Source organism: Rhodococcus opacus B4 (genome assembly GCF_000010805.1).
Taxonomy (GTDB): domain Bacteria; phylum Actinomycetota; class Actinomycetes; order Mycobacteriales; family Mycobacteriaceae; genus Rhodococcus_F; species Rhodococcus_F opacus_C.
This window is the reverse complement of the sequence record NC_012522.1, coordinates 7,497,411-7,513,940: the sequence shown is the minus strand read 5'-3', so window position 1 is coordinate 7,513,940 and position 16,530 is coordinate 7,497,411. Positions and strand designations below refer to the sequence as shown.

The 16,530-nt window shown below is 69.2% G+C and carries 14 protein-coding genes; 5 read left to right on the top strand and 9 right to left on the bottom strand.

The features are described from left to right. A complete protein-coding gene (locus ROP_RS34230; protein ID WP_015890565.1) occupies positions 1-1,566 on the bottom strand; it encodes an amino acid permease in 1,566 nt (521 codons plus the stop codon). A gap of 194 nt (positions 1,567-1,760) precedes the next feature. Between ROP_RS34230 and ROP_RS34225 the strand changes: the two genes are divergently transcribed. The 3 genes from ROP_RS34225 to ROP_RS34215 are packed head-to-tail and all read left to right on the top strand — an operon-like array spanning position 1,761 to position 4,231. Then, a complete protein-coding gene (locus ROP_RS34225) occupies positions 1,761-2,468 on the top strand; it encodes a TetR/AcrR family transcriptional regulator (RefSeq protein WP_015890564.1) in 708 nt (235 codons plus the stop codon). 60 nt (positions 2,469-2,528) lie between these two features. Further along, positions 2,529-2,858, top strand: a complete 330-nt coding sequence (locus tag ROP_RS34220; RefSeq protein ID WP_043825942.1) for a type VII secretion target — start codon at positions 2,529-2,531, stop codon at positions 2,856-2,858. Continuing rightward, on the top strand, positions 2,855-4,231 hold the full coding sequence (locus tag ROP_RS34215) for a hypothetical protein (protein WP_015890562.1): 1,377 nt from the start codon (positions 2,855-2,857) through the stop codon (positions 4,229-4,231). The genes ROP_RS34220 and ROP_RS34215 overlap by 4 nt, the downstream gene beginning before the upstream one ends. 4 nt (positions 4,232-4,235) lie before the next feature. On the opposite strand, the gene ROP_RS34210 is transcribed toward ROP_RS34215, so the two are convergent. Genes ROP_RS34210 through ROP_RS34200 form a run of 3 tightly spaced genes read right to left on the bottom strand, consistent with a single transcriptional unit; the run spans position 4,236 to position 6,825 of the window. Continuing rightward, positions 4,236-4,895: a hypothetical protein gene (locus tag ROP_RS34210; RefSeq protein ID WP_050785161.1), complete on the bottom strand. Its 660-nt coding sequence runs from the start codon at positions 4,893-4,895 to the stop codon at positions 4,236-4,238. After that, on the bottom strand, positions 4,858-6,129 hold the full coding sequence (gene hisS, locus ROP_RS34205; protein ID WP_015890560.1) for a histidine--tRNA ligase: 1,272 nt from the start codon (positions 6,127-6,129) through the stop codon (positions 4,858-4,860). Before hisS ends, ROP_RS34210 begins: the two co-directional genes overlap by 38 nt. A gap of 15 nt (positions 6,130-6,144) precedes the next feature. Next, positions 6,145-6,825: an MBL fold metallo-hydrolase gene (locus ROP_RS34200; protein WP_015890559.1), complete on the bottom strand. Its 681-nt coding sequence runs from the start codon at positions 6,823-6,825 to the stop codon at positions 6,145-6,147. 178 nt (positions 6,826-7,003) lie between these two features. On the opposite strand from ROP_RS34200, the gene ROP_RS34195 reads away from it, so the two are divergent. Together ROP_RS34195 and ROP_RS34190 are read left to right on the top strand one after the other, a co-directional pair. Beyond that, a complete protein-coding gene (locus tag ROP_RS34195; protein ID WP_015890558.1) occupies positions 7,004-7,882 on the top strand; it encodes a peptidylprolyl isomerase in 879 nt (292 codons plus the stop codon). A 21-nt stretch (positions 7,883-7,903) separates the two neighbouring features. Further along, entirely contained in the window at positions 7,904-8,695 is a 792-nt protein-coding gene (locus tag ROP_RS34190; protein ID WP_015890557.1) for a peptidylprolyl isomerase, read from the top strand. A gap of 81 nt (positions 8,696-8,776) precedes the next feature. On the opposite strand, the gene ROP_RS34185 is transcribed toward ROP_RS34190, so the two are convergent. The 5 genes from ROP_RS34185 to secD all read right to left on the bottom strand — a co-directional run bounded on the left by ROP_RS34185 (position 8,777) and on the right by secD (position 16,417). Then, positions 8,777-11,152 carry a RelA/SpoT family protein gene (locus ROP_RS34185; protein WP_015890556.1) on the bottom strand — a complete coding sequence of 792 codons (2,376 nt, stop codon included), beginning with the start codon at positions 11,150-11,152 and terminating at the stop codon, positions 8,777-8,779. A gap of 103 nt (positions 11,153-11,255) precedes the next feature. Beyond that, the gene (locus ROP_RS34180) at positions 11,256-11,789 is read right to left on the bottom strand and encodes an adenine phosphoribosyltransferase (RefSeq protein WP_015890555.1); all 534 of its coding nucleotides are present in this window, start codon (positions 11,787-11,789) and stop codon (positions 11,256-11,258) included. Beyond that, positions 11,786-13,522, bottom strand: a complete 1,737-nt coding sequence (locus ROP_RS34175; protein WP_015890554.1) for an ABC transporter substrate-binding protein — start codon at positions 13,520-13,522, stop codon at positions 11,786-11,788. The genes ROP_RS34180 and ROP_RS34175 overlap by 4 nt, the downstream gene beginning before the upstream one ends. 1 nt (position 13,523) lies before the next feature. Continuing rightward, positions 13,524-14,750, bottom strand: coding sequence for a protein translocase subunit SecF (gene secF, locus ROP_RS34170; protein ID WP_015890553.1), 1,227 nt, complete (start codon positions 14,748-14,750; stop codon positions 13,524-13,526). Beyond that, positions 14,747-16,417 carry a protein translocase subunit SecD gene (gene secD, locus ROP_RS34165; protein WP_015890552.1) on the bottom strand — a complete coding sequence of 557 codons (1,671 nt, stop codon included), beginning with the start codon at positions 16,415-16,417 and terminating at the stop codon, positions 14,747-14,749. Before secD ends, secF begins: the two co-directional genes overlap by 4 nt. Between the last annotated feature and the right edge of the window lie 113 nt (positions 16,418-16,530).

Below are 16,530 nucleotides of genomic sequence, written 5' to 3'. Positions count from 1 at the left end.
TCAGGCTCCGATCGTGACGGGGTTGGGGGTGGTGCGGCCGCGCGGGAAGCACGCGATTCCGAGCGCGACCACGGCGGCGACGGTGACGGGGGCGGCCCACCGCAGAAGCGGGTAGTCGCCGCTGGGGTCGAAGATCTCGGCGCGCGGCCAGGACAGGTTGACGACCATCAGCGCCCCGTATCCGACCGCGAGGATGTTGACGGGAAGTCCGAACCGTCCGAGCGAGAACAGCTTCCGTCCGTCCGCGTCGACCTGGGGTCCACCGTGCGGCCAGCCCTTCAGCCTGCGCAGCAGGAGCGGCACCGTGACCATCAGGTAGGCGAGGTAGATCAGGATGATGCAGACGCTCGAGAGGGTCGCGAAGATCGCGGAGTTCCCGACGTTGACGGCGAGGATGCCGATGCACACCACGCCGATCAGGACGGACGGCGCGATGGGGGTTCCGGTGCGGGTGTTCACCGTCGACAGAATCCGCGAGGCGGGCAGCCGTCCGTCCCGGGCCATCGAGAACACCAGCCGTGACGCCGCCGTCTGGATGGCCAGCGTGCACACGAACACCGCGATCGCGACGTCGACGAGGAGCAGGGTTCCCCACGGGGAGCTGAGGATCGACGAGAGCACGTACGGCAGGCCTTCGGCGGCGAGGCGGCCGTCGGTCAGGCTCGGTGCGGCCATCAGCGCGCCGATGATCATCAGCCCGCCGCCGAGCGCCGACACCGAGAGTGCGAGGCGGATCGTGCGCGGGGCGACCCGGCGCGGGTTCCGCGTCTCCTCGGCCAGTTCGCCGGCCGAACCGAACCCGACCATCACGTACGCCGCCATCAGTCCCGAGACGATCCACGCCCAGCCGTACCCCGGTGACGCGCCCGCGGTGCCGGTGTCGAACACGACCTGCGGCCCGCGCTGGGCGTGCGTGAGGAACATGCCGATCACCGCGATGACGCCGACGATCTCGCAGGTGACGCCAATGTTGTTGATCCGGGACATCCAGTTGACGCCGATGGAGTTGATGAACGTGGTCAGCACGAGCAGGACGGAGCCGAGGAGCACCGCGTTGGCGGCACCGCTCGCGGACGTCAAAGTGCTGTCCTCCCCGATGATCTGAAATCCGCTCCACACGTTGGGGAGAACGACCTGCAGGGCTATGGCCGCGGCGGAGGCCGTCACCATCTGCGCGAGGATCATGAACCATCCGGCGAACCAGCCGACCACCTCACCGCCCATCCGGCGGGACCACTGGTAGATCGCCCCCGAGATGGGGTACCGGGCGGCCAGTTCTGCGAAGTTGAGCGCCACCATGAACTGGCCCGCGAACACCACCGGCCACGTCCAGAAGAACGCGGGCCCGGCGAACCCGAATCCGAGCCCGAAGAGCTGGAAGATGGTGGTGAGGATGGAGACGAACGAGAAGCCGGCGGCGAACGACGCGAACTTGCCCAGGGAACGGTGGAGTTGCTGCTCGTAGCCGAATTCGCCGAGGTCACCCGTGTCGTCGACGCCGGACGGGCGGGGAGGTGCGGGAGCCGGCGCGGTCGGCGCGTGCGCAGTCCTTGTGGGTGTACTCAAGGGCGTACTCCTTCGGCGAGAGCAATATCTGTCGATCGATAGTTTTCTCGCGGAAGGGCCTCGATGGGTGACGCCCGCGTATCCAGATCCCGCTCGGCCGTAACAGCATCGTTGCCTACGTTTCGGTCGCGTGACCAAACCCTCACGGCAGGTGGACGGGGCCGGGCCCGGACGCGACCTGACATCATGGAGCGGTGACCACAGGGCCGGGACGACCCCGACTGACCAGTCAGCGCAGACCGGGACGGACCACTCCCGAGGAGATACTCGACGCCGCCGGAGAGCTGTTCACCACCAAGGGTTTCGCCGCCACGTCGACACGGCAGATCGCCGATATGGTCGGCATCCGGCAGGCGTCGCTCTACCACCACTTCCCCAACAAGGAAGAGATCCTCGCGGCACTGCTCGAAGAAACGGTCTCCCCCGCGCTGGCCGCCGCCGAGCGGCTCAGCGATGCCGACGCCCCCGCCACGGTGCGCCTGCACGCGCTGGCCACCTACGACGTCACGCAACTCACGACCACCCGATGGAATCTCGGTGCGCTGTACCTTCTTCCGGAACTGCTGGCCGATCGATTCGAGCCGTTCCGCACCCAGCGCACCCTCCTGCGCGGCCATTACCGACTGCTGGCGGATGGGGCCCTCACGGAGATGTCCGACGCGTCCGGCGACACCTCTCCAGCCCTGGCCGACCTGCCGTTCCGAATCGTCGAGAGCGCCATCGCAACCCGTGCCGACATCGAACGCGGACTGCTCCCCGGACCCGAGAACGAGGGCGCCGCCGGCCTCCTCGCCGACGCCTGCCTCCGCGCCCTCGGGTGGACGGAGCCGCTGGACCAGATCAGATCGAAGACGCGGGCACTGCTCGCCGAGACCGAGGGCGGAGCACCCCGTCATCTCTAGCCGTGCGTGTCGTTCCCGTGGGATAAAGTCTGGCGAACGCTTAATCACTGGGGGGTCATCTTGAGCGAAGTCTTCGTCGTCACGGACGGCATCAGGAAATACGGCGCCACCGCGGCGCAGGCGGCCGAACAGATCAGCAGCGCCGCCGCACTGGATCTCGGGGCGAACCTCGCGGCGCTCGCGCCCGTGTTCGGCCCGATCGGAGCCGACTTTCTCGCGTCCTTCGCTGCCGCGCAGGCAAACCACGCCACATCGGTCGCCGAACTCGCGACGCACTACGCGCAGACCGCGATCGCCGCCGACGCCACAGCCCAGTCCTACGACTCCGTCGACGGCGCCAACGGCGCTGCGCTGGGTAGTGTCGGCGACGGACTCGGAGGGCTCTCATGACGTCCGCGGGAACTCCTGCAGAACACGGAACGATCCTCGACCTGATCCAGGGCTCCCCCGTCGGCGACGCCCTCGCGACACCACTGCCGAGCACCCCGCTCGAGGCACTGCAGAATTCCCCGCTCCGCCCGTTGCTGGATGCGCCGCTCGGTGAGCTGCCGCCGTTGCCCGCCCTGCCGTCGTTGCCGCCCCTGCCGCCGAACCCGATCGAGGTCCTGCTGCAGGGCCACGCCCTGCCCGCACTGCCGGGTGTGGACGAATTGTTCAAGCCGCTCACCGATCTCGCCGGGAGCTTCGGCACCGGCACGTTCGGGTCGTTCGACCCGACGTCGCTTCTCGACATGTCCTCGGGCCTGATCGACCAGGCCATGTCGATGAGCCTGTCGGGTCTGAAGATCCTCGACCAGATCTGGCAGAGCCAGGCCGCGCAGGCCGCGCAGGCCCAGGGCGTGCAGGTCCAGGCGAGCGGCACCGAACTGAGCGAACGTGGCACGGAGATCTCGACCACCACCCAGACCGCCGCCGCGTCCGTGGCGCGGGGCAACGCGAACCTGATGACGATCTCGGAGTCGTTCGCGGCCACCGCGGTCGCCGCGGCGCCGATGGTGATGACTCCGCCGGGGCAGGCGATGCTGCTCGCGTCCGCGGCCGAACACATCAAGGCGGCCATCGGGGTGGTGACGCAGACCCGCACCGAACTGAACGAGCAGACCCTCACGATGAACGGTCTCGCCGCGCCAGTGCCGGTACCGCCGCCCCCGGCACCGGGAGCCGCGCCGACGTCGCCGTTCGCCGTCGCGTCCACCGTGATCGAGGGTGTGGGCAAGCCGATGATCTCCACCGTCACCGACGGTGTCGGCGATCTGGTGTCGGCGAGTACCCAGGCGGCCGCGGTCTCCTCGGCGGACCTGCCCGCCGACGCCCTCACGGCGAAATCCGCCGTCACCCCGGCGCACGGGGCCGCGGGTGGAGTTCCCGGCGCGGTGGGCACGGCCGGCGGCGCGGGCATCGCCATGTACGGCGGAAGCGCCTCCGCGGGCAGCGGTTCGGTAGCCCGCGGACCAGTGACCGGGGCGATCGTGCCGTCGGCGAGTGCGACCCCGACGACACCGGGGGCCGCTCCGGTGCCCGGAACCACTTCGGCTGCCGCATCCCCGCTCGCACCGGGCGGAGCGATGGGCGGGATCGGCGGCGGCGCCGGCATGGCGGGCGCCGGGCGCGGTGGCGACGAGCAGCTCAGCGGCCGGTCCACACCGAGCTACCTCGTCAACGCCGGCGAAAACAACGCGTTCGCCGGCGACCTGCCGATGGTCGCACCCGCCGTGATCGGCGGCGAGGATCTCGACGACACGTCGTTCGGCGATCGGGGCTGATCGCTCAGTCGAGGAGTGCCGCCACCTCGTGATCGGTGAGCGTGGTGGTGGGCACGCGGCCCTCCGAACGCACCAGTTCCACGGCACGGAACAGCGGGCGTTCGGGAAGGGCCGCGCCCCGCGCTTCCGCGCGGAGTTGCTCGATGAGGACCGACGCGATTGCGGCGGCCGGTACCAGTTCGCTCGTCGTCAGGGCGTCGGCGAGCCTGCGGAGCCCGAGGATCTCGAGTTCGCGACCGCCGTCGGTCGTGTAGAGGGCGAGCGGAATCGCGAGGCTTCCGTCGGGATCCGTGATCCGGACGCTCACCTCACTGACCCGGGCCGAACGGACCACCAGTTCCGCGGCCACCGCGCGGGTGACGTCGACGCGCCGGCTGCGCAGTCCCCCCGTCGACCGGATTCGCCCGGCCTGCAGCGTGATGCGACGCCGCAACGTGAGGAGCGCGGACGCGGCGGTCGGGACCGCGATCACGGCCCCGACCGTCACGCCGACCCACACGGGACCGAAGAACCCGACTACGACGCCGACCACGACACCGATCAGCACGGCGAGCGCCGCGACTTTCTTGAGCCGCGGTGCGATCAACTCGATCGGGACGAGGTCGAGCGACACCGGCGCGGTGTCGTCAGGCGCCAAGGATGGCTCCGACGCGCGCGAGGACATCCGCCGACGACACCGATTCCTGATCGCCGGTGGCGAGGTTCTTGATTCCCACCGTGCCCTCGGCGATGTCGCGGTCACCGAGCACCAGCGCCAGCGCGGCGCCGGACCTGTCGGCGGCCTTCATCGCGCCCTTCACGCCGCGGTTGCCGTACGCGAGGTCGACTCGAATTCCCTGGGCGCGCAACTGCTGTGCGATCACCACCAGCTTCGCCTTCGCCTCCTCGCCCAGCGGGACGCCGAAGACCTCGCAGCGGGCCGTCGAGCCCGCGGTCTTGCCCTCGGCGGCGAGCGCCAGGACGGTGCGGTCGACACCGAGCCCGAAACCGATGCCGGACAACGGCTGACCACCGAGCTGCGCCATCAGACCGTCGTAACGTCCGCCACCGCCGATACCCGACTGCGCGCCGAGACCGTCGTGGACGAACTCGAACGTCGTCTTGGTGTAGTAGTCGAGGCCGCGGACCATCCGCGGGTTGACCACGTACGGCACCCCCAGCGCATCGAGGTGGGCGAGCACCTCGTCGAAGTGTGCCTTCGCGGTGTCCGAGAGGTGATCGAGCATGAGCGGGGCGTCGGCCGTCATCTCGCGCACCTCCTTGCGCTTGTCGTCGAGCACCCGCAGCGGGTTGATCTCCGCCCGCCGGCGCGTCTCCTCGTCGAGGGGAAGGGCGAACAGGAACTCCTGCAACCGTTCCCGGTACTGCGGACGGCACGTGTCGTCGCCGAGCGAGGTGATCTCCAGCCGGAAGCCCTCGAGACCGAGGCCGCGGAAACCGGCGTCGGCGACGGCGATGACCTCGGCGTCCAAAGCCGGGTCGTCGACGCCGATGGCCTCGACCCCGACCTGCTGCAGCTGGCGGTAACGACCGGCCTGCGGACGCTCGTAGCGGAAGAACGGTCCGGCGTAGCTCAGCTTCACCGGCAACTGGCCGCGGTCCAGGCCGTGTTCGATGACAGCGCGCATGACGCCCGCCGTGCCCTCGGGCCGCAGGGTCACCGAACGGTCACCGCGGTCGGCGAACGTGTACATCTCCTTGCTGACGACGTCGGTGGACTCGCCGACGCCGCGGGCGAACAGCCCGGTGTCCTCGAAGATGGGAAGTTCGATGTGGCCGTATCCGGCCAGTCGCGCAGCGCGCGTGAGTCCGTCACGGACCGCGACGAACTCCGACGACTGCGGCGGGACGTAATCGGGGACGCCCTTGGGGGCGGAGAAGGTGCTGGCTTTGCTCACTGTCGTTACTTTTCCTTATTTCGATCCCGAGAGTCCAACGAGAAACGGGTTCGACCCACGTTCGGCACCGACGGTGCTCGACCCGCCGTGCCCGGGGAGGACCGCCGTGTCGTCGGCGAGGATCAGAAGCTTGTCGGCAATGGACCGCAGCAACTGTTCGTGGTTGCCGCCGGGCAGGTCGCTGCGACCGATCGACCCCTGGAACAGCGTGTCACCGGTGAGGGCGATCTCGACGGGGCCGTTCTCGGTGTCGACCCGGGTCCGGAAGACCACGGACCCCTGCGTGTGCCCCGGGGTGTGGTCGACGGCGAACGACATCCCGGCCTGCTCGATCACGTCGCCGTCGGCCAGCGCGATCACCTCGCCGGGCTCGACGAACGTCATGCCCTCGATGAACGGCTTCATCGTCGGGCCGATGCCGCGGCCGGGGTCCGACAGCATGTACCGGTCCTCTGGATGGATGTACGCGGGGATCCCGAACTTCTCGCAGACGTCGTAGGCGTTCCAGACGTGGTCGAGGTGACCGTGGGTCAGCAGCACCGCCGTCGGGGTGAGATTCTTCTGGTCCAGGAACTCGAACAGCGGTTCGGCGGCGTCCTGTCCTGGGTCGACGACGACGCACTCCGGGGCGTCGTCCTGCGCGAGGATGTAGCAGTTGGTCTGAAACATCCCGGCCGGGAATCCTGTGACGAGCACGCGCGACGCTCCTGTTCGAGTGGTCCTTGCAGTCGCTACAGCCTAAGCCGCCGCCCCGCCAGGATGTTCTCAGGTTCGGATGGCAGACTCTGGAGGTCGTGTGCCGGGGGTTAGTTCGCACCGGCCAACTGCCCTATCGACCGACTTCCAGCCAGACCGACACGGGAGGACCACCGCAGTGCCGAGCAACGAGCAGCGCCGGGAAGCAGCGAAACGAAAGCTCGAGCGTCAGCTCGAACGCCGCGCCGACAGAGCACGCAAGCGTAAGCAGCTGACCATCGCCGGTTCGGTGCTCGGTGTCGTGCTCGTGGTGGCGGCGGGCGCCGTCGTCTTCGCCCTCACCAGCGGCGACGACGAGGCGACGGAGGCATCGGCGGCGGAGTCGGTGACGGCGTCACCGCAGTCGCCCGGCGTGATGCCCGCGGGCCGGTCCGAACCGCTGCCCGAGAAGGTGTCGTGCACGTACACCCCCGGCACTCAGCCGCCCGCGAAGCAGGTGAACCCGCCGCGCACCGACGACATCGACACCACCCTCCAGGAAGTCAGCGTCAGCATGCAGACGACGCAGGGCAACATCGGCCTGATCCTGGACAACGCGGACTCCCCGTGCACCGTCAACAACTTCCTGAGCCTGGCGAGCCAGAACTACTTCGACAACACGCCGTGCCACCGGCTCGTCACGTCCGAGGGATTGAAGGTCCTGCAGTGCGGTGATCCCACGGGTGCAGGTACCGGCGGCCCCGGTTACGGGTTCGCCAACGAATTCCCCACCGACCAGTACGAGGCATCGGATCCGTCCCTGCAGGTGCCGGTGACGTACCCGCGCGGCACCATCGCGATGGCCAACAGCGGTCAGCCCGACAGCAACGGCAGCCAGTTCTTCCTCGTCTACGCCGACTCGCAGCTGCCCCCGCAGTACACCGCGTTCGGGAAGGTCGACGAGACCGGTCTCGCGACCATCGAGAAGGTGGCGGCGGCCGGTGACGACGGATCGATGCAGGCCGGCGGCGGCAAGCCCAACCTGCCCATCGACATCACGTCCGTCCGGATGGACTAGGTCTCGTGTGAGGATAGACCGATGAAACGCACCTCGATCCTCGTCGCAGGCGTGAGCCTCGCGGTCCTCCTCGCCGGCTGTTCGGATTCGTCCGACTCCGGCGGCTCGTCGACCAGCACCTCGAAGGCGGCGTCCACGAGCGCGGCGGAACAGTCGCTCGATCTGTCCAAGTTCGGCACGCTGCCTGCGGTCCCGCCGCCCGCGGCTGCCACCGTGGACTGCGCGTACCCGGAAGGGCAGCCCGCCGCCAAGGACGTCACCCCGCCGCCCACCACCGGTGTCTCCACCGAGGGCACGGTTCCCGTCGATCTCCAGACGAGCGCCGGACCGATCGGCCTCGTCCTCGACCGCGCCGAGGCCCCGTGCACGGTCAACAGCTTCACGAGCCTGGCCCAGCAGGGGTACTTCGACGACACCCCCTGCCACCGGCTCACGACCGAAGTGGGTCTGCAGGTGCTGCAGTGCGGCGACCCGAGCGGAAAGGGCACCGGCGGACCGGGCTACGGCTTCGACACGGAGTACCCGGAGACCGCGTTCGCGCCGAACGATCCCGCACTCGCGAATCCGGTGGTCTACCCGCGCGGCACCGTCGCGATGGCCAACAGCGGGCAGCCCGGCAGCAACGGCAGCCAGTTCTTCCTCGTCTACGCCGACTCGGTGCTCCCGCCCAACTACACCGTCTTCGGTTCGATCTCCGAGGAGGGCCTCGCGACCGTCGAGAAGATCGCGGCGGACGGCGACGACGGATCCATGTCCGCGGGCGGCGGCAAGCCCAACACGCCGGTGCAGATCGAGACCGCGAAGGTCGGCTGACCCCCGCACCCCCGCCACACGAACGGGACGGTCGTTCGATCTGATCGAACGACCGTCCCGTTCGTCGCCGGGGGGTGACCGTTAGGCGGCGGACGTCACCCGGTACACGTCGTACACGCCCTCGACGTTGCGGACCACGTTGAGCACGTGCCCGAGGTGCTTCGGGTCGCCCATCTCGAACGTGAACTTGCTGATCGCCACCCGGTCGCCGGACGTCGTCACCGACGCCGACAGGATGTTGACCTTCTCGTCCGCGAGCGCCTTCGTCACGTCCGACAGCAGCCGGTGCCGATCGAGCGCCTCGATCTGGATGGCCACCAGGAACACCGACGACGGCGACGGCGCCCACTTGACCTCGATGATCCGCTCGGACTGCTCCTGCAGGGAGCCGGCGTTGGTGCAGTCGGTGCGGTGGACGCTGACCGCTCCGCCCCGGGTCACGAAGCCCATGATCTCGTCGCCGGGGACGGGTGTGCAGCACTTGGCGAGCTTGGCGACCGTGCCCTCCGCGCCGGGAACCAGCACACCCGCGTCGCCGGTGCTCCGCGGGCGCATCGGCATGGTCGACGGGGTGGACCGCTCGGCGAGTTCCTCCTCGACGTCACCGACCCCGCCCAGATGCGCCACCAGACGCTGGACGACGTGCTGCGCCGACACGTGGCTCTCGCCGACCGCCGTGTACAGCATCGACACATCGGTGTAGTGCAGTTCGTGCGCGATGGACGCCATCGATTCGGCGTTCATCAGGCGCTGCAGCGGCAGGCCGACCCGCCGCACTTCCTTCGCGATGGCGTCCTTGCCCGCCTCGAGCGCTTCTTCGCGACGTTCCTTGGCGAACCACTGCCGGATCTTCGTCTTGGCGCGCGGCGAGACTGCGAACATCTGCCAGTCGCGGCTCGGGCCCGCATTGACGGCCTTGGAGGTGAAGACCTCCACGACCTCGCCGTTCTCGAGCTTGCGTTCGAGCGCCACCAGCCTGCCGTTGACCCGGGCACCGATACAGCGGTGCCCGACCTCCGTGTGCACGGCGTACGCGAAGTCGACGGGCGTCGACCCGGCGGGCAGCGTCACCACGTCGCCCTTGGGGGTGAAGACGAAGATCTCCTTGACCGCCAGGTCGTAGCGCAGCGACTCGAGGAACTCCCCCGGGTCGGCGGCCTCACGCTGCCAGTCGAGGAGCTGACGCATCCACGCCATGTCGTCGACCTCGGCGACGTCACCGGAATGCCGGCCCTTGGTCTCCTTGTACCGCCAGTGCGCGGCGATACCGAACTCCGCGGTCCGGTGCATGTCGTGGGTGCGGATCTGCACCTCGAGGGGTTTGCCCTCGGGTCCGACGACGGTGGTGTGCAGCGACTGGTAGACGCCGTACCGCGGCTGCGCGATGTAGTCCTTGAACCGGCCCGCCATCGGCTGCCACAGCGAGTGGACGACACCGACGGCCGCGTAACAGTCACGGACCTCGTCGCACAGGATCCGCACCCCGACCAGGTCGTGGATGTCGTCGAAGTCGCGACCCTTGACGATCATCTTCTGGTAGATCGACCAGTAGTGCTTGGGCCTGCCCTCGACGACCGCGTTGATGCGCGACGCCGTCAGCGTCGCGTTGATCTCCGCCCGCACCTTCGCGAGGTAGGTGTCGCGGGACGGTGCCCGGTCGGCGACGAGCCGCACGATCTCGTCGTACTTCTTGGGATGCAGGATCGCGAAGGACAGGTCCTCGAGTTCCCATTTCACGGTGGCCATGCCGAGCCGGTGGGCCAGCGGCGCGATCACCTCGAGGGTTTCGCGGGCCTTGCGGGCCTGCTTCTCGGGCGGCAGGAACCGCATGGTCCGCATGTTGTGGAGCCGGTCGGCCACCTTGATCACCAGCACGCGCGGATCGCGGGCCATCGCGATGATCATCTTGCGGATGGTCTCGCCCTCGGCGGCGTTGCCGAGCACCACCTTGTCGAGTTTGGTGACGCCGTCGACCAGGTGCGCGACCTCTTCGCCGAACTCGTCGGTCAGCTGCTCGAGGGAGTAGCCGGTGTCTTCGACGGTGTCGTGGAGCAGGGCCGCGACCAGGGTGGTCGTGTCCATTCCCAGTTCGGCGAGGATGCTGGCGACGGCGAGCGGATGCGTGATGTACGGATCGCCCGACTTGCGGCGCTGGCTGGCGTGCCGCTCCTCGGCCACGTCGTAGGCGCGCTGCAGGAGCGCCAGGTCCGCCTTGGGGTAGAGCTCGCGATGCAGACTGACGAGGGGTTCGAGAACCGGCCGGATGGTCGTGTTCCGCTGCCCCGTGATGCGCCTGGCGAGTCGCGCTCGTACCCGGCGCGATGCGGACGCCGGAACGGCGAATCCCTGTGCTCCACGGTTGTTACCGGAAGCCGGGTTCGCTGCAGGTGACTCGGCATCGGATTGCGCAGACGAGGGTGATCCCGTGTTCTGCGACCGATCAAGATTCGAAGTCATGCCGTCACCTCCTACCACTGAAATGGCTCGGGCCGTGCGGCCCTGGTTGGTCTCGGGCATGCGCCCCGGTGGCCGTGCCGACCACCAGGCCCAACTTTAGTACTCAGACCGTGACGAGGGACGTGAGCGGGTACTTTCCGAGGCGCTCCCGGCCACCCAGTGCGGCGATCTCCAGGACCACGGCGATGCCGATCACGCGGGCACCTGCGGATTCCACGAGCCGCGCCGTCGCGTCGAGGGTGCCGCCGGTGGCGAGGACGTCGTCCACGACGAGAACCGAGCGCCCGTCCAGGCCGATCGACCCGGCCGGGATCTCCAGCGTTGCCGTTCCGTACTCGAGGGTGTACGACTGCGACAACACGGGCGGCGGCAGTTTGCCCGACTTCCGCACGGCCACCACACCCGATCCCAGCTCCCGGGCGACGCCGCCGCCGAGGAGGAACCCCCGCGCGTCGACGGCGGCGATCACCTCCGTCGCCGGCGCACATGCGGCGAGCGCGTCGACGACGACACGGAAACCGTCGGCGTCGGAGAAGACCGGCGTCAGATCGGCGAACCGCACGCCGGGTTGCGGGAAGTCGTCGGCCCACCGGGTGAGCCGGGTGACCGCGTCACGGGCAGCGGAATGATCGGTCACCGGCGCAGCACCCACCTGTCCATGTTCCACCCGGCGCCCGAACGCGTCGGATTGACCGTTCCCGCCTGCAGACCGGACGCGAACGCGACGGTGCGCGGCTGGTCGAACAGCGGCACCGTCGGCACATCCGACCACAGGATGTTCTCCGCTTCCGTCGACAGCGACAGCTGGGTGGCGGTCGTGTCGTCGACGGCCAGTTGATCGACGATCTGGTCGACGCGGCTGTTGCTGTAGTCGCCGAAGTTCGATCCGTTTCCGCTGCGGAGGGCGTACATCGCGGTGGTGGCCGCGGCGGTGCCTGCCGCACCGGGAGCGGACGCCGTCCCCGCGAGCACCACGTCCACCTGTCCGCTGCGCAGCATCGACGGCGTGAACTCCGGCGAGGCGGCGTCCTGCACGGTGATCCCGGCCGGGGCGCACGCCGCCGCGACCGCGGACACGATCTCGGCGCGCCGCGGGTTCGGCCCCAGGTATCCGATCCGGACGGTCGCCGTGGTGTTGTCGGTGTCGGCCAGCGCGGCGGTCGCCGCCGCCGTGTCCGCCGTCTCGTACCGGCCAGCGACGGCGCCGGCCACCGACTGGTGGACCAGACTGTCGGTAGGGGTGACCCGCGTGTCGACCGGACCGGCGGGCGCGGCGCCGTCCGCGTCCGGTTCCGCGGGGAGCCCGAACTTCGACGCCAGATCTTCTCGGGGCAGGCAGGACGCGAACGCGCGCCGTCCGGCCGCGTTCTCGAACAGCCCCGAGGTGGACAGGACGAACTGCTCGACGCTGCGGGAGGCCACCTCGGTCACGTCGAACCCGCCGAGGTCCAGGTCCGGCACCGATCCCGCGGCGACGTCGACGACCTCGACCGAGCCGTCACCGATCCGCGCGCTGACGTCGGAAGACTTGGGCCACACCACGATCCGGGACGTGGCGGGGCGGTTCCCCCACCAGCGGTCGTTGGCCACCAGCACCAGACCCTCGTCCGCGGAGAACGATTCGACCTTGTAGGGGCCGGACGCCGGGAACAGCGCGAGGTCGAGGTCGCCCGGTGTCATCGTCCATCCGTCGTTCCAGAAGTCCGCGACGCGCGTCAGCGCCGCGGTGTCCGAATTCTGGACGGCGGACACGATGTCGGGGACGCCGGTGGCGGTCGCGGCGACGTGCGCGGGCATCATCGACGTCGCACCGAACAGCGACTTCCAGTCGGTGACGTTCCGTCCCGCCTTGAACGTGACGACGGCGTCCTTCGCACCGGTCTGGCAGTCGATCCGGTCGATGTCCGTGTATCCGGCGGTACTCGCCGCATCGAACATCGGGAAGCGGCCGCTGTTCGCCGCCCAGGTGAGCACGAGGTCGTCGCAGGACATCGGGACGCCGTCCGAGTAGACGGAGTTGGGGTTCAGCTTGTACTGGATGGTGAGGGCGTCCCCGGGCACGGCGTTGGCGGTGCCGATGTCCGTGTCGGCCACCGGTCCGCCCTCGGGCCCGGTGTAGTTGAACCCGGGCAGCACCCGCGCGAAGGCCTGACGCGCCCCCGACACGGCACCCGCGACGGTGTTCGCGTTGTAGGTGGTGACGGTGTTGTCGATGGCGTAGCCGATCGACGGGATCTGCTCGCCCTCCTCGGCGCATCCGACGAGAGTGCCGGCGAGGAGCACGGTGGCGAGGAGACCGGCACCCGACACGGCCGCCGTCCGGCCGTGTCGGGTGGGCGCACCGCGCCGGGTGCTGTGCGATGCGGGCATGTCAGTGCCTCTTCTTGTTGCGCTTCCCGGTGGGTCGTGAACCCGGAGCGGGTGCGGTCGCCTCGGTTCGGCGACGCGGCACGGCCGGCTGCGGGGTGGATGCGGCGGCCGCGGTCGCCGGGGCGCCGGCCTTCTGCGCCCCGCCCTCGGCCAGGGTCGCCCGGCGGGCGAGGACCTTCCGCGTGTGTGCGGCCACCGGACCCCACCGCTCCTTCAGGGTGACCAGCAGCGGTGTCGCGAAGAAGATCGACGAGTACGCACCGACGATGATGCCGACGAGCTGCACCAGCGCCAGGTCCTTCAGCGTGCCGACGCCGAGCATCCACACCGCGACCACCATCAGCGCGAGCACCGGCAGCACGCTGATCAGGGTCGTGTTGATGGAGCGCATCAACGTCTGGTTGACCGCCAGGTTCGCCTGCTCGGCGTACGTGCGACGGGTCAGGTGCAGGATCCCCCGGGTGTTCTCCTCGACCTTGTCGAACACCACCACCGAGTCGTAGAGCGAGAAACCGAGAATGGTCAGCAGGCCGATGACGGTCGCCGGGGTCACCTCGAAGCCGACGAGCGAATACACGCCGGCGGTGACGGCGATGTCGAAGAAGAGTGCGACGATCGCGGCGATCGCCATGTCGCGCTCGAACCGGACGGCGATGTAGATGCTGACGATCACCAGGAACACGAGCAGCGCGATCAGCGCCTTCTGGGTGATCTGCCCGCCCCACGTCTCGCTGACGTCGGCGACGCTGATCACGTTCTCGTTGACGGTGCCGTCACTGTCCTTCGGCTGGAACTCGTCGTACAGCGCGTTCTGCAGTGTCACCACCTGGGCCGCGTCGAGAGCCTCGGAGCGGATCTGGACGGTCGCGCTCGAACCCGAGCCCACCGTCTGCACCGAGACGGGGTCCATTCCCAGCGCCTCGGAGTAGACGTTCTCCACCTGCGCGGTGTCCACCCCGCCGCCCGCGGGGAACTGGATCCGCGACCCGCCCTCGAAGTCGATACCGAGGGTGAATCCGCGAACGAGGATGCTCAGCAGCGAGATCAGCACGATCGTGCCGGTCAGGATGTAGTAGAACTTGCGGCGCCCGACCACCTCGAAGGCGCCGGTTCCGGTGTAGAGCCGGGACAGCCAGCTGTGCTGGGGCATCGTCGTCTGGTTGACGCCCGAATCGGACAGCGAGGACTCGCGGTCCGTCTGCGACGCAGACGTGGTCGATTCGCTCATACTCGTGACTCCTTCGCCGACGCTGCGGCAGCCTTGCGTTCCTTGGCGATCTGCTGCACGGCACCCAGCCCGTTGACACCCGGCCTGGACCAGAACGGCGACTTCGAGGCCAGGTGGACCAGCGGCCACGTCACCAGGAACACGACGACGACGTCGAGAATGGTGGTCAGGCCGAGGGTGAACGCGAAGCCGCGCACCTGGCCGACCGCGAGGACGTACAGCACCGCGGCGGCGATGAAGCTGACCGCGTTACCGGACAGGATGGTGCGGCGGGCACGGGCCCAGCCGCGCGGCACCGCGGACCGGAAACTGCGGCCCTCTCTCATCTCGTCCTTGATTCTCTCGAAGAACACCACGAACGAGTCGGCCGTCATGCCGATACCGATGATCAGACCGGCGATGCCGGCGAGGTCGAGCGTGAAGTTGATGTACCGGCCGAGCAGCACCATGATCGCGTAGACCATGACACCGGACAGGACCAGGGACAGCGCCGTGAGCACTCCGAGCATGCGGTAGTAGAGCAGGCAGTAGAGCAGCACCAGGACCAGACCCACCAGACCGGCGATGAGACCGGCCTCCAGCGAGGCGAGACCCAGGGTCGCGGACACCGTCTCGGCTTCCGACGCCGCGAACGACAGCGGCAGCGAACCGTACTTCAGGGTGTTCGCGAGTTCCTTCGCGCTGTCCGCGGTGAACGAGCCGGTGATCGACGTCGAACTGCCTGCGGGTGTCGCGCCCTGCACGACCGGCGCGCTCACCACCTTGGAGTCGAGCGTGAATGCGGCCTGCTTGCCGATGTTCTGCGACGTGAACGTGGCCCAGGTGTTGCTGCCCTCGGACTTGAACGTCAGGCTCACCTCGTGCCGCGACTGCTGGGAGTTGTACCCGGACGTCGCGTCGGCGATCTCCTGGCCGTCGATGATCGCCGGGTCGAGCAGGTAGACGGCCTGACCGTCGGTGGAACACGCGACCAGCGGCAGGGCCGGGTCGTCGTTGCCGCGCAGCGGGTCGGGCACGCTGCAGTCGAGGGTGGCCATCGCCTGCTGCTGCACGGCGGGGTCGGTGCTCTGGCGCGTGGCCCGGGCCGCCGCGATCTCGTCGGCCGCCTGCGCGGTCTCGGTTCCGGACTCGTCGGCGGGTGCCGGCTCCGCCGTGGGGGCGGGCTCGGGGGACGTGGACGGATCCTGCGCCGGGAACGGCCGGTTCTGCGGCGCGGGGGTCTCGGTCCCGGCGGGTGCCTGGGCCGGCGTCTCCCCGGCGGCGGGCGCCTGGGTGCCGGCCGCGGCCGCGGCCTGCGACGTCTGGACGGGACGGACGTACAGCCGCGCCGTCTGGCCGAGGGAGCGCGCCTGAGCGCTGTCGTCGCCGGGGACGGTGATGACCAGGTTGTCGCCGTCGATGACCACCTCGGAGCCGGACACGCCGAGTCCGTTCACACGGGTCTCGATGATCTCCTGCGCCTGCCGCAGGCTGTCCGGCGTCGGCTTGCTGCCGTCCGGGGTGCGTGCGGTGAGGGTGACTCGGGTCCCACCTTGCAGGTCGATGCCCAGCTTGGGTGTCGCGGACTTGTCGCCGGTGAAGAACACCAGGGCATACAGAACCGCCACGAGCACCGCGAAAACGGTGAGGTAGCGGACGGGATGCACCGATCCTGTGGAAGGTGCCACGATCTCTATGTCTCCTCAGTACGTGCAGTTCGGGTGGGAACGCTCACAGCGCACGGGTCCGTCGGGCGCAGGGCTGTGCCCCGGTCGCCGCGCCGGCGGCGCCTGCGACGCGT

Bases quoted from the DNA above. Each gene is read 5' to 3' on its own strand.
- ROP_RS34215 (WP_015890562.1), top strand. From the start codon at position 2,855: ATGACGTCCGCGGGAACTCCTGCAGAACACGGAACGATCCTCGACCTG.
- ROP_RS34210 (WP_050785161.1), bottom strand. From the start codon at position 4,895: ATGTCCTCGCGCGCGTCGGAGCCATCCTTGGCGCCTGACGACACCGCG.
- ROP_RS34190 (WP_015890557.1), top strand. From the start codon at position 7,904: ATGAAACGCACCTCGATCCTCGTCGCAGGCGTGAGCCTCGCGGTCCTC.
- ROP_RS34185 (WP_015890556.1), bottom strand. From the start codon at position 11,152: ATGACTTCGAATCTTGATCGGTCGCAGAACACGGGATCACCCTCGTCT.
- ROP_RS34175 (WP_015890554.1), bottom strand. From the start codon at position 13,522: ATGCCCGCATCGCACAGCACCCGGCGCGGTGCGCCCACCCGACACGGC.
- secF (WP_015890553.1), bottom strand. From the start codon at position 14,750: ATGAGCGAATCGACCACGTCTGCGTCGCAGACGGACCGCGAGTCCTCG.